Here is a 12702-nt window from a genome sequence, read left to right as displayed (position 1 = left end):
TACATTGTTTAATCATACTACTAATAAAAGAGACTTTTCACTATACATAAATTATATTATATTTCTCATATCCGAATAACTGTTATAAAATATAAGTTCAAGTATCCTTATGAAATGGAGAAACAATGATGAGAGGTTTATTTGAAAAAATAATGCCGTATATAAAAAGATTCTGGGAATCTATTAGACGATTCTGGCGTGAAAAGCATCTAACAAAAATTATATTATTGATTCTATTAGTTTTTATTTTAGTTTCAATGCTTTTCTTTGCGTTCATGGCCAGTCAAGCAAACGTTCAATCATTAAAGGATGGTTTGCGGCAAGCAACTGTTATTTATGATAAAGACGGTGCCGTTGCGACCAATATTGTGACAAACCGTACAGAAGGCGTACAGGTGGAAGAGCTGCCAGACCATGTAAAAAATGCAGTCATCGCCATTGAAGATGAACGATTTTACAGCCATAACGGCTTTGATATTAAAGGAATTATGCGCGCCTTTTTTAATAATCTGTTTGCAGGAAGAATCACGGGTGGTGGGAGTACCATTACGCAGCAATTGACAAAAAATGCCCTCCTCTCCCCTGAACAGACTTATAAACGGAAAATCGAGGAGCTCTTTTTAGCATTAGAAATTGAAAAGCATTATTCCAAGGATGAAATTTTGCAAATGTATTTAAACCAAGTATTCTTTGGAAATGGATCATGGGGAGTTAGCCAAGCTTCTAAAAAATATTTTAATAAAGATATTGAACATGTATCGATTAGTGAGGCCGCATTGTTAGCCGGAGTTCTTCAAGCTCCTTCTGCATTAGATCCTTATCGAAATTACGACGGAGCGATTAAGAGAAGAAATACAGTTTTATTGAAAATGCATGAATTACAGATGATTACAGATGATGAATATGCACAAGCAAAAAAGGAAGATATCAAGCTCGAGGATGGTGGCGGGAGTTACATTGAGAGAAATTATCCTTATTATGTAGATGCAGTGCTTGATGAAGCGATAAAAAAATATGGTTTAACGCAAGAGGAAATTCTAACACGTGGCTACCGCATCTATACAGAAATGGATCAGCATATTCAAGCATCTCTTGAGGCTGTCTATAAAAAGGATTACCTTTTTCCAAAAGGCAGGGATGTGCTTGTGCAAAGTGGTGCTGTAATGTTGCATCCTGAAACTGGCGGGGTACTTGGTTTAGTCGGAGGCCGTGGTGACCATGTGTTCCGTGGCTTTAATCGTGCTACTCATTTACAAGCACAACCAGGGTCAACGATAAAGCCATTAGCAGTTTATACTCCTGCTCTCGAAGAAGGCTATGAGGTAACTTCTGTACTAAAGGATGAGCTGAAAACATATGGCGATTACACACCGGAGAATTTCTCGAAAACATACCAAGGTGAAGTAAAGATGTATGAAGCAGTAGAGGATTCCCTGAATGCGCCGACCGTTTGGCTGTTAGACCAAATTGGAATAGACAAAGGGCTTGATGCTTTACGCAGATTTGGTATTCCTTATACTGAAGAAGACAAATACCTTGGAATTGGACTTGGTGGTATGCATAAAGGGACTTCACCTCTACAGCTAGCAGAAGCCTATTCCGTTTTTGCAAATGATGGAAAACGAGCAGAAGGACATTTGATTTCTAAAATAGTAGGACCAACCGGGAATGTAATTGCGGAACATAAGCACAAAACAACAAAAGTTACTTCTAAAAAAGTAGCTGATGATATGACATCCATGCTATTAAACGTTGTAGAAACAGGATCAGGCAAGGGAACGAAAATCCCTGGAGTTGAGTTAGCAGGAAAAACGGGTTCAACTCAGCTTCCTTATGCAGACATTAATGGGACAAAGGATCAATGGTTTGTTGGGTATACGCCGAATTTTGTTGGTGCTGTTTGGTTAGGTTATGACAAAACAGATAAAACCCATTATATTCGCGGAAGCAGTTCAGACTATATTGTTCCTATTTTTAGGGCAATGATGGAAGAAATGCTTCCATCAATGGAAGTTGATACCTTTGATGTTGACTCCGTTAATGCCAAGCTTGCCGGACAAGAGGATCGAAAAACCATTACAAAAGAAGAAATCAAAGAAAAAGCTGAAAAAGTGGAAGAGACATTAAAAGAAGAAAGTGCAAAATGGAAGCTAGTCCTGGAAGAAGCGAAAAAAGACATGAAAGATGTAAGCCAAAAAGTGAAAGAAAAAGTAGAGGGATTACTTGGGAACTAGTTAAAAAAAGAGTATTGTTCAATAAAGGAGCAATACTCACTCTGGAAGTTTGTGACATTTTTAAAACATAATAAACTAAAAAAGCCCTTATTCAGGGCTTTTTTCAATTACTTCTATAAAATGTTTAAGAATTCCTGCGGTTAAGCCCCAGATGACTCGGTCTTTATAATAATAGAAGCATTCATCCATTCCTCTTACCTGCCAATTGTAATTTTCTCCGCCAATGATATCATTGAATGGAAAATTTTCTTCCGGTTCTACATGAAACTTCACCTTGAAAATTTGTGGTGGAGTTGACTGAAAAAATGACAATGGTACTGTAAAGACCTCGCCAACTTCTGCAGGATTGGGCCGAATCTCATCAGGATTAGTGATCACTCCGACAAATGGATAAATAATGGTTCCAAATGGTGATACAAAATAATCCAATGGACTTACCTCTGTAATCGCACTCTCTTTTATTCCAAGTTCCTCCATCGTTTCCCTTACTGCAGTTTGCCGTTCATCTTTATCAGTGGGGTCCATTTTTCCACCTGGAAAACAGATCTCACCGGGCTGTCTTCTAAGTTGACTTGAACGAACCTCAAACAGGATATGAACGTCATTATCTTTTTTAATCAAAGGAAGAAGAATGGAAAAACGCTTGAATTCACCTAGGCCTAAAATGGATGGAGTTCGATTTTTGACGATATTGACAATATTATCGATTTCCATGGTTCACCTCATAAATATTTCTTACTTTAAATTTTTAAAAGCAGTAATAAATTCAATTGGATCTTCTTTTATATTATAGGAGAATACTCCCTGATTTGTGTGAAGGTATAAAAAGCTGGTTCGGTAGGAAACATCATACACATGATCTAGTTGAAATTCATTTACAGAAGAAAGGATTCTGTCTTCGAACAATCGTAGTTGATGATGTGTTTCAATATATTTTTGTTCATTCCACTCAATTTTTCTTTGGACAACAATATACGGATGCGATGCAATAAATTTCACAGATTCTCTCCCTTCTATTTCTATATTGTACCAGAAAATGATGGACACAAACCCCCCATAAACATTATACGAAAAAACCACAGTGATTACATCTCACTGTGGTTATCATGCTTACTGTTATACGAATTCTTTTTCAAGAGCCTGTAGTCGTTCTGCTACTTCTTCTTCAGATAGACCATTTTCTTCAACATAGCGATTACGTGGATGAACACGACATTCATGTGTACAGCCTCTTAAATATTTATGCTCATTTTCTTCGGAACATAGAATTTGTTCATTACATTCAGGGTTTGCACAGTTTACATAGCGTTCACAAGGTTCACCAGTAAAATGGTCTTTCCCAACAATTACATGCTCTTTATGATTTACTGGAACCGCAATTCTTTCATCAAATACATATAACTGACCATCCCAAAGGTCACCTTGTACCTCAGGGTCTTTACCATAAGTTGCAATTCCACCATGAAGCTGGCCAACATCCTCAAAGCCTTCTCTTACTAACCATCCAGAGAATTTTTCACAACGAATTCCGCCAGTGCAGTATGTTAAAATCTTTTTGCCTTCTAACATGTCTTTGTTTTCACGTACCCATTGTGGTAAATCACGGAATGTTTCAACATCTGGTCTAATTGCACCTCTGAAATGTCCCAAATCATATTCATAGGTATTTCGTGCATCTAGAATAATAGTATTTTGATCCTGCATTTTTTCATAAAATTCTTTTGGGCTTAAGTATTTTCCTGTCAATTCAAGCGGATTAATATCGTCCTCAAGGCTTAAGTTCACGAGCTCTGGACGTGGTCTAACATGCATTTTCTTAAAAGCATGTCCATCTGCTTCATCAATTTTAAAAACAATAGTTGCAAAGCGTGGATCTTTTCTCATTTCTTCCATATACTTGTCAGTTTGTTCAATTGTACCGGAAACCGTTCCGTTAATCCCTTCCGTTGCAACTAGAATCCGACCTTTCAAACCGATTTCCTTACAGAATGCAAGATGTTCTTTAGCGAATTCTGCTGGATTTTCAATTGTCACATACTGATAATAAAGTAATACTCGATAAGGTTTTGTTTCTGTCATTCTTTTTCGACCGCCTATCATTAATATTTGCAAGATATGAATGTGTTTAGGATCGAATTACACTTTTTCTCTTACATCAGTGTATTGTATCAAATTGTTTATTACTAAATCAATCATTTATACCTTCCTTATATTGTAAAGTCGATTTTTTTCTTCAACAATATATCTATTTTTATCATTTGATATATAATAAGCTTGTTAAACTTTTTAATATGGGGGTTTCAAACATGAGTTTACCTAAAGCAATAACGATTGCAGGTTCTGATAGTAGCGGTGGAGCTGGTCTCCAAGCCGACATAAAGACTTTCCAAGAATATGGCGTATACGGCATGTCTGCCTTAACTGTAATTGTTGCAATGGACCCAAATAATCGTTGGAATCACCAAGTGTTTCCGGTTGACGTCGATATCATTAAGGCACAGTTAGCGACAATCCTTGATGGAATTGGCGTGGATGCTGCAAAAACTGGAATGCTTCCAACTGTTGATATTATCGAAATAGCTGCAGATGCGGCAAAGAAACATAATCTTCAAAAATTTGTTGTAGACCCTGTAATGGTTTGTAAGGGCGAAGATGAAGTACTCTTCCCAGACCATGCCGTTGCTCTTAGAGAACTCCTTACTCCACTGGCAACAGTCATTACTCCAAATTTATTTGAGGCAGGACAACTAAGTGGAATCGGTTCGATTACAACTGTTGACCAAATGAAAGAAGCTGCTGTGAAGATTCATGACCTTGGTGCAAAATATGTACTCGTTAAAGGTGGCGGAAAGCTAAAACATGATAAAGCAGTAGATGTTTTATATGACGGAAAAGAACTTGAGGTACTTGAAGGTGACCGTTTTGAAACATCCTTTACTCACGGTGCCGGTTGTACTTCATCTGCCGCAATTGCTGCTGGACTGGCAAAAGGCTTAGATGTAAAGGAAGCGATATATGAAGCGAAAAAATTCATCACGGCAGCCATTCGTCATTCCTTCCAACTAAATGAATTTGTTGGCCCAACAAATCATGCCGCACGTCGACTATATGGAGATAAATAATTAGCAAAACTGTAGACATGCTCTACAGTTTTTCTCATCTAGACGAATTTTATATATGATGGTAATATGTGAATATCATAGAATAATAGATAAGTCCATGTAGTCATTTGTAAAAAGCCATAGGTAAGGAGTGTGTAAAAATGCCTAGGATTAACAAAGATATCGTGAAATTTTTACGCAAAAGAAACAACATGACACAACGTGATTTTGCAAAAGCTGTAAATTGCAGCTTTGCGCTAATAGCTCTTGTCGAAGTAGGCAAACGCAGAATTACGACCAACCTTGAAACGAAAATTAAAGAGTCTTTTAACTTAGACGATCAACAAATATCATCCCTAGCATCCGTCGTTCAAGAAGTAGCGAAAGGCGTACAACCTTATATGTAATAAAAAAAAGCGCAAGCGCCTTGTAGTGGAACATCGACTAATTACTGCCACGTCCTGTGGCAAACGTCGATGTCAGCACATCCTGTGCAAGTCCGACAAGCATAAGAAAAGCTGGCTAGAAGGATGTATTTTATCCTTCTTGACAGATTGGCTTATGACCTCGAGCTGCTCAAAGCAAAGCTTTTCGCAAAATACTCACAGAAGCCCATTCAAGGTGGAAAACTGGCTAGGCGCTGGAGCTGGACTTGGATACACCCAAACTACAACCATTAATTTTATAATTTCTACTATAAAAAAAGCAATTGGCATTATGAACTGCCAATTGCTTTTTTACTTGATTCTTGTAAATCCATATTCCTCAAAGATATGTAAGGCTTCTTCACTTAATAAATACTCATAAAACAATGTAGCTTCATCCATATGCTTAGACGAATTGAGGACCCCGATTGGATAGATAATTGCTGAATGGTACGTAGAATCCACACTTGAAATGACTTTAATTTGATCTGTGCTTTGCGCATCCGTTTTATAAACGAACCCGGCGTCGACATTTCCTGTTTCGACATAGGTTAATACTTGCCGAACATCCTTTGCAAAAACAATCTCAGTATTTCTTTCGATGCTATTCCATAATCCCATACTATCTAGTGCTTCTTTTGCATATTTTCCTGCTGGTACAGATTCAGGTATGCCAATTGAAACACGATCAGCCTTCGTTTTTAAATCTTCCAAAGAGGAAATGTCCTTTTCATTTTCAATCGGTGAAATTAAGACAATCTCATTGCCGATGACGTTCTTTTTCTGGCTTTGATCAATTAGGCCATCATCTACTAATGCATCAAATTTTTCAATTGAAGCAGATAAAAATAGGTCAACCGGTGCTCCTTGTGAAATTTGCTGGGCAAGTGCACCGGAACCTCCAAAATTAAAGGAGATGTCAATCGTTGAATGTTTCTCTTCAAAGTTTTTTGTTAGTTCTTCAAGAACAGTTTGCATACTTGCTGCGGCCGAAACTGTTAATTCAATGGTCTTGACATCTTCATTCAACTCAGGTGATCCACAAGCAGTTAAAAATAAGACTAGAATGAATAAAACGTTAATCCTATACATAAAACACCTTCCCTAGTTAGTATAACTAAAATGGAAGGTGTTTTAAAAGTAAATCAATTACAAATTCAATAACTCTACATGCTTGCCAATATGGTTAACTAGCCCTTGACGGTACTCTTCTTCTCTTTCATTGAGTGTATTAAAGAATTCATCCTTGAAAAGATCGTTTCCTTCTTCGTCTTTTGCTGTTAATAATATTCCATATGTGACGTGAATCACTTGTCTTGCAGCATTATTATTCATATATTCAGGGAGATCAGCATCTGCAACCGTATCAAGTGGAACGATTGTACTCAAATCTGGTGTAATATGATAATACTTAAGTGCTTCATCAAGATGCTCTAATGCATAGGCATGCATTCTTCGGTATAGGTCTGGGTTTACCTTCGCAATTACACGAATCGCTTCAAGCCAGTTCGTTCCAGCTGTTTTTACGTGAAGAACACCGTTCGTATATTTCGCGATAATTGGAAACGCTGTAAATTTATCACTACCGGAGTGGATACTTAGTTTATAGCCAAAGTACTCTGCAATTAATGCATGTTCGCGCAATTCTTTTTCAAATTGTTCGATATCCCCAATATAGTCGATTCCTTTTTGGAACTCACCACAGAATCTTGGAGCAAGGCTTGTTACGGTTACTCCTCGATTTTTAAGTTCATTTGCTACAAAGAAATGTGCTGCTGGTGAAGTAACCGTTTCTGTTTCATCAATTGAAATTTCAAAATCAATATCACGACCTGCATTTACAATATAAGTGTCATGAATATGAACCATATAATCTAAAGCGTTTCCATATAACAATGCAAATTTCTTTACGATTTTTTCGTCAAATACGATGTCCAGACCGTTAACATCGAATTCTTTATTCATATATAAGTTATGATAATGATTCCTTGTTTCCTCAGGAAGACTATCAAATTCAACACTGATCTCATCTACTGTCAAGCCTTCTACGCGATTTTGAATGTGATCCGAACAGTCTAAAGTAAGCATTGACATACCTAGCGATAAGGCCATTTTAATATCTTCTTCTTCTTTTAAGTGATCACCATCTGCTCCAAATCCACCCGTGTAGCCTTCTTGGAAAACTGCAAAACTAGCTGCATCAATCACATCATTCATTGTACGATTGGTCAATGTTAATTCACGAATACTTTGTTGAGCAAGGATTGGCTTTACATGATGTTTGCGAACGGTTTCAATATGTCCCGGAGAAGCAAGACCCAGACGGTCACCAAGACCCATTGTCGCAATTTTTGTACCGAAAGCTCTTGGAACTGTATATTCGAAATGACGATTCAACACAAGTCGGTTTTCATGTGTTAATGGACATGCTTTTGCATGATCTGCAATTACGTCCCCTTCCAGCTCATTAAATAACGAACCTTCGCCGACTGCAAGAATCCATTTTTGTTGATGATCCCTCACCATGACAAGGCTTACATTATCATGATGTGTAAGCGATTTTTCATATACTTTAACTTCCCCTGTATATTCGGAAACGCTTTCGTTTTTGACTGCCTCAACTAGTTGTTTTAAATGTTCCATTGATATAGCCTCCTAAAATTATTGCCATTCTATTAAAATATATCGTAATATACTAGAATTGTTAATATAAATTAGTTAATTCATGAACAAAACTTGAAATAGTTTTTTTGTTTCCTCTCTTTTTTGAGAATTTACAAGCACTCCCATTACCATTTCAGCATCATCAATGGCTTCATTAAAGAGTGGTACCGCAGAAACATCAATTCCTGTGATTTGCTGCCGAGAATCAACGTATAATGAATCTTCATCAATTGGAAGACTGCCATTTACCAATTCATTTTGACTATAAAAATAGTGATCTTGATTCATCATCTCAAATTGTTTTTTATCTATAAACAAAACATCCAAATCTCCGGTTGAGATTTCCCCAGCAACCTTTTGTAAAGCAGCCATGACAATAGTAAAATCTGCAGCATCTGGTGCATATGGAATGACTTGAATTGATATTTCATGTGTTTTTCTTTGCTTGTCCGAAAGCATTTCTTCATTTAGTTTTTGAGCGATTTTATTGATCTCTTTTGCATCTACTAACTCCCCCAAAACAAAAATGGACAGTGCAGGCTCCTTTTTAACATTATGGTTGTTTACTAGAAAGACAGTAACAACAATTACGAGCAGAAATGCAAATAAATAATATTTATAATACTCCCAAAAGTACTTGGCCTTTTCTGCAGGACTCATTGCTGCAAATAATTCTTTGACCCTTCCTTTTTCCCTCAAATTTCCTACGTCCCTTCAACAAGATGTGTATTTCAGGAAAAATTATTCCATATTAAGCATTTTCATACTTTCTCTGTAAAAATGCAATACTATCATCTATAAAAGGTTCCGTTGTACTTTCTAGTAGAAATTGAATAAATGGTTTTTTCGGCTTAAGTAACTCCATCACTAAATCGTAGTTTAATAGTCCTTTACCTGGAGGAGCAAATTTCAACTGTCCTTCTTCAATTACAAAATCTTTACAGTGAACAATAATGATTCGATCTCCCAAAAGTTCAATTGCTTCCTTAATGATCTCTTCCTGCTGACGGTAATTGTCTACTGTTAATAAATTGACCGGGTCAAAGATGACTTGGAGATTATTCGAATGCACTTCAACCAATAAGCGTTTTAAAAGGCTTGAGCTATACACAGGGTGATTCACTCCCGCTTCTATCCCAACAATTACACCGAATTTTTCAGCTTCCTGAACAAGCTCCTTCACACTTTCAACTACATCTAAAAAAGGCTTTTCTTGGAAGTTATCAACTGTATATCCCATTTTCGCATGAACATTCCCTGTTTCTGTTCCGATGACAGTACAGCCAAAATCCCTTGCAAATCGGATATGCTCCTTAAAACGTTCTAATCCTTTTTGTCGTTCCTCGAGATCGGGATGAATCATATTAATATAACAGCCAAGTACGGCTATTTCGATATTTTTTTGTTGAAAAGCCTTTCCGATATGCTTACCTAAACCTGGTGAAAGACTCCCTAAGCTCGTGTTAAGTTCCGGAAATGATTTCGCCAATGCCAATTGCACGGATGTTAGTCCTTTATCTGCAATTTTTTGAACAAGTTCATTCAAGGAACTTGCCTTTACATCATGCGCTCTAATTCCTAAATTAATCATATGGCCACCTTCTCTACTTTACATATTTTGCTAGACTCGGAATGCTTGTTTTTATTTCTTTGGCAATAATGCTAGCAAGCTTTTTTGCTCCATCTTCACAAAAATGCGTGTCATCACTAATTCCATCTGGATAGTTGGGGTGTTCACCAGGATCAAACCAGATGAAAAGTTCTTTACTTTTATCAGGTCCTAAGGATTCATACAGTTGTTTAGATTCCATCCATAAATCAATAAGACTGACTTGTTGTTGTTTAGCAAGAGCAACCATTGCTTCTGGATACTCACCTAAACTGTTGACGATCTTTCCATTTTCATCAAAGGTCCTTCGATGCATGGAGGTAATTAAAACAGGGATTGCCTTTTTCTCTCTTGCTCCGCCAATATATTGATTAAGATAGAATTGGTAGGATGAGTAAGGCTCCGTTCTTCGGTGATCCTGTTTTTGATCATTATGTCCGAATTGAATAAAGAGATAATCATTCGGTTGGATTTCATTCAGAATTGTATCAAGTCGTTTTTCATCGATGAAGCTTTTGGAGCTTCTTCCTCCTATCGCAAAATTGTGGATGATGACATCATCAAGAAAATAGTGATGAAGTACCTGACCCCATCCAGCTCTAGGTTCTTCGTTCGGAGGACAGACCGAAACTGTTGAATCTCCGGCAATATAAATATGAATATTTTTCATCACAACACCTTCAACCTAGCGAAAACTTGGTTCGCTGCTTTTGTCTGATTTCATTTCGATTTTTCCGTTTACCTTTTCCTCAATTCTTGCAAATACCTTTAACGACAGCCACATGATGAGGTAGGCTAGCATACTTGCACTTAATAAAGGAATAAGGGCTGGTACATATGTGAACCCAACATAAAGGATGAACATCCCCACCACCATCGCAAAGGTAACAAGAGGGAATGATAGGCCATACATGACAGCGTGTTTCAAATAGGTTTTAATATTCCCGTTAAAGTGTACATAAATAGGAAAAATATAAAGCAATATGACAATAAAGACTGAACAAATCGCGATTAATGCGTACCGAACCACAATGTATACTGTGCTAGTCGTTGGTAAAAAAACTAGATCAACATATAATATATATCCTGCTATGAAGAGGGTCAGTCCTAGGAGGTTGGATTTTAAAAATTCCTTTTTATATACACTCCAAAATGTTGAAAAAACAGGGATATCCTCTTCCCCCATCAACCACTTTCTAGTAACTGCAAATAGGGCCACTGTTGCAGGTACAAATCCTGCAACAACAAGTCCCATTGCTGTAAATAAAACCCATAGTAAATTCAAATAAACTAAACGTGAGATGGCCCCACACCAACGATAAAATGGACTATCCAATCCTCCTAGCATCTGTTTAACTCCCCTTTCCAAAGTTACTTTTGCTCTTGATAGTTTGTTAATAATTGTTCAATCAAGATTGGCTTATGTTCCTGTACGGATTTCCAAACAGCTTCTCCGAGGGCAATCGAATAAGCTCCTGCTTCCGCACCTGCTAATATTTCATAGTGTCGTCGCGGATCAATTCCCTGGTACAGATCATGAATTAAAACAGGATCACCACCTCCATGCCCACCAGCCGATTTCACAACATGAATGATTTCCTTTGATCCAAATAACGGATAAAAATCGATTGTTTGTTCAGGTACTTCAAATGGTACCCGGCTTGGTGCATGGAACTCTTGTGTTTCAATTCTTCCCTTTGTTCCATTGATGGCTAAGCGATAGCCTTCAAACGGAGTAGAGAAATTAATGGAATAGCTTAATAGAGCACCTTTATTATATTTTACTGTCGCTGTATACGTATCCTCAATCGTAATCTCTGAATCAAAAATACAAGCATCAGGACGGTAACTGGTATAGGTATTTTCCTTTTGTTCCCCCATACTTAAGTGATCATCTTCAATAACCTCTGAAAATTCACCAGGATTCCATCTTACATAATAATCACAATTATCTCTGACATGACAGGTGCCACAAAATCTGTTATCAGTTGCTGGATCCGGATTCAGTTCTCCATTGCGTCCATAATAATGCAATGCTCCGTGAGCATAAACCTCTTCTGGATATTGGTCGATCCACCAATTCACTAAATCAAAATGATGTGTTGATTTATGGACTGAAAGCCCACCAGAGAATTCTCGTTTCCGATTCCAACGCTTGAAGTAACTTGCTCCATGATAGGTGTCGATATACCAATTCAAATCAACGGAAGTCACTCGTCCGATTTTACCTTCTAAAACAAGTTCTTTAATTTTTCGATGGTATGGACTATAGCGATAATTAAACGCCACAGTTACTTTACCTTTACTTTTCTTTTCTGCCTCCATCACCTTTGCTGCATCACTGGCTGTAGTTACCATCGGCTTTTCCGTAATAACATCCACATCATGTTCTAGAGCTTGTAAAATGTAATCAATATGTGTGTTATCGCGGCTTACAACAATAATACAATCCGGATTCGTCTCTTCAATCATTCGATCAAATTGATCTGGCTGGTATGATGGTGTTTGGGACAAGACAGGAAATTTTTCCTTACATAGCTCAACCCGATACTCGTCACTATCTAGTAATCCAACAATCTCACTTTGCTTTGCGAATTTTTCTACTAAAGGTGGAATAAACATTTTTAACGCTCTGTTACTTAATCCACAGACAGCATATTTTTTCATGT

13 protein-coding genes are annotated in these 12702 nt (G+C 37.3%); 3 read left to right on the top strand and 10 right to left on the bottom strand.

Features of this window, described 5'->3' with window-relative positions; all coding sequences use genetic code 11:
- Nucleotides 1–152 precede the first annotated feature (152 nt).
- On the top strand, nt 153–2234 hold the full coding sequence (locus V7138_RS14200; RefSeq protein WP_335398517.1) for a transglycosylase domain-containing protein: 2082 nt from the start codon (nt 153–155) through the stop codon (nt 2232–2234).
- Nucleotides 2235–2321: 87 nt separating this feature from the next.
- On the opposite strand, the gene V7138_RS14195 is transcribed toward V7138_RS14200, so the two are convergent.
- The 3 genes from V7138_RS14195 to trhO form a co-directional block, all read right to left on the bottom strand.
- Nucleotides 2322–2948, bottom strand: coding sequence for an NUDIX hydrolase (locus tag V7138_RS14195; protein ID WP_335398411.1), 627 nt, complete (start codon nt 2946–2948; stop codon nt 2322–2324).
- Nucleotides 2949–2969: 21 nt separating this feature from the next.
- Complete coding sequence (locus V7138_RS14190; protein ID WP_335398409.1) at nt 2970–3233, bottom strand: hypothetical protein; 264 nt, start codon at nt 3231–3233, stop codon at nt 2970–2972.
- Between the two features lie 117 nt (nt 3234–3350).
- Nucleotides 3351–4313 carry an oxygen-dependent tRNA uridine(34) hydroxylase TrhO gene (gene trhO / locus V7138_RS14185; protein WP_335398407.1) on the bottom strand — a complete coding sequence of 321 codons (963 nt, stop codon included), beginning with the start codon at nt 4311–4313 and terminating at the stop codon, nt 3351–3353.
- A gap of 227 nt (nt 4314–4540) precedes the next feature.
- On the opposite strand from trhO, the gene V7138_RS14180 reads away from it, so the two are divergent.
- Together V7138_RS14180 and V7138_RS14175 are read left to right on the top strand one after the other, a co-directional pair.
- Entirely contained in the window at nt 4541–5356 is an 816-nt protein-coding gene (locus V7138_RS14180) for a bifunctional hydroxymethylpyrimidine kinase/phosphomethylpyrimidine kinase (protein WP_335398405.1), read from the top strand.
- 140 nt (nt 5357–5496) lie between these two features.
- A complete protein-coding gene (locus V7138_RS14175) occupies nt 5497–5742 on the top strand; it encodes a helix-turn-helix domain-containing protein (RefSeq protein WP_335398403.1) in 246 nt (81 codons plus the stop codon).
- Nucleotides 5743–6072: 330 nt separating this feature from the next.
- Here V7138_RS14175 and modA read toward each other — a convergent pair whose 3' ends face one another.
- The 7 genes from modA to V7138_RS14140 all read right to left on the bottom strand — a co-directional run bounded on the left by modA (nt 6073) and on the right by V7138_RS14140 (nt 12700).
- A complete protein-coding gene (gene modA / locus V7138_RS14170; RefSeq protein ID WP_335398401.1) occupies nt 6073–6852 on the bottom strand; it encodes a molybdate ABC transporter substrate-binding protein in 780 nt (259 codons plus the stop codon).
- Nucleotides 6853–6909: 57 nt separating this feature from the next.
- On the bottom strand, nt 6910–8403 hold the full coding sequence (locus V7138_RS14165; RefSeq protein ID WP_335398399.1) for a tagaturonate epimerase family protein: 1494 nt from the start codon (nt 8401–8403) through the stop codon (nt 6910–6912).
- A 75-nt stretch (nt 8404–8478) separates the two neighbouring features.
- Nucleotides 8479–9123 (bottom strand): hypothetical protein, encoded by a 645-nt coding sequence (locus tag V7138_RS14160; RefSeq protein ID WP_335398398.1) that lies wholly within the window; start codon nt 9121–9123, stop codon nt 8479–8481.
- A gap of 52 nt (nt 9124–9175) precedes the next feature.
- Nucleotides 9176–10015, bottom strand: coding sequence for a sugar phosphate isomerase/epimerase family protein (locus V7138_RS14155; protein WP_335398397.1), 840 nt, complete (start codon nt 10013–10015; stop codon nt 9176–9178).
- Nucleotides 10016–10028: 13 nt separating this feature from the next.
- A complete protein-coding gene (locus V7138_RS14150; protein ID WP_335398395.1) occupies nt 10029–10706 on the bottom strand; it encodes a rhamnogalacturonan acetylesterase in 678 nt (225 codons plus the stop codon).
- Between the two features lie 12 nt (nt 10707–10718).
- Nucleotides 10719–11381: a YesL family protein gene (locus V7138_RS14145; RefSeq protein WP_335398393.1), complete on the bottom strand. Its 663-nt coding sequence runs from the start codon at nt 11379–11381 to the stop codon at nt 10719–10721.
- A 23-nt stretch (nt 11382–11404) separates the two neighbouring features.
- Nucleotides 11405–12700 carry a Gfo/Idh/MocA family protein gene (locus V7138_RS14140; RefSeq protein ID WP_335398391.1) on the bottom strand — a complete coding sequence of 432 codons (1296 nt, stop codon included), beginning with the start codon at nt 12698–12700 and terminating at the stop codon, nt 11405–11407.
- Between the last annotated feature and the right edge of the window lie 2 nt (nt 12701–12702).

Source organism: Bacillus sp. JJ1533 (genome assembly GCF_036965045.1).
Lineage (GTDB): Bacteria > Bacillota > Bacilli > Bacillales > Bacillaceae_L > Ferdinandcohnia.
Note: the sequence above shows the minus strand (reverse complement) of the source record. Positions and strands in the feature narration are given on the sequence as shown.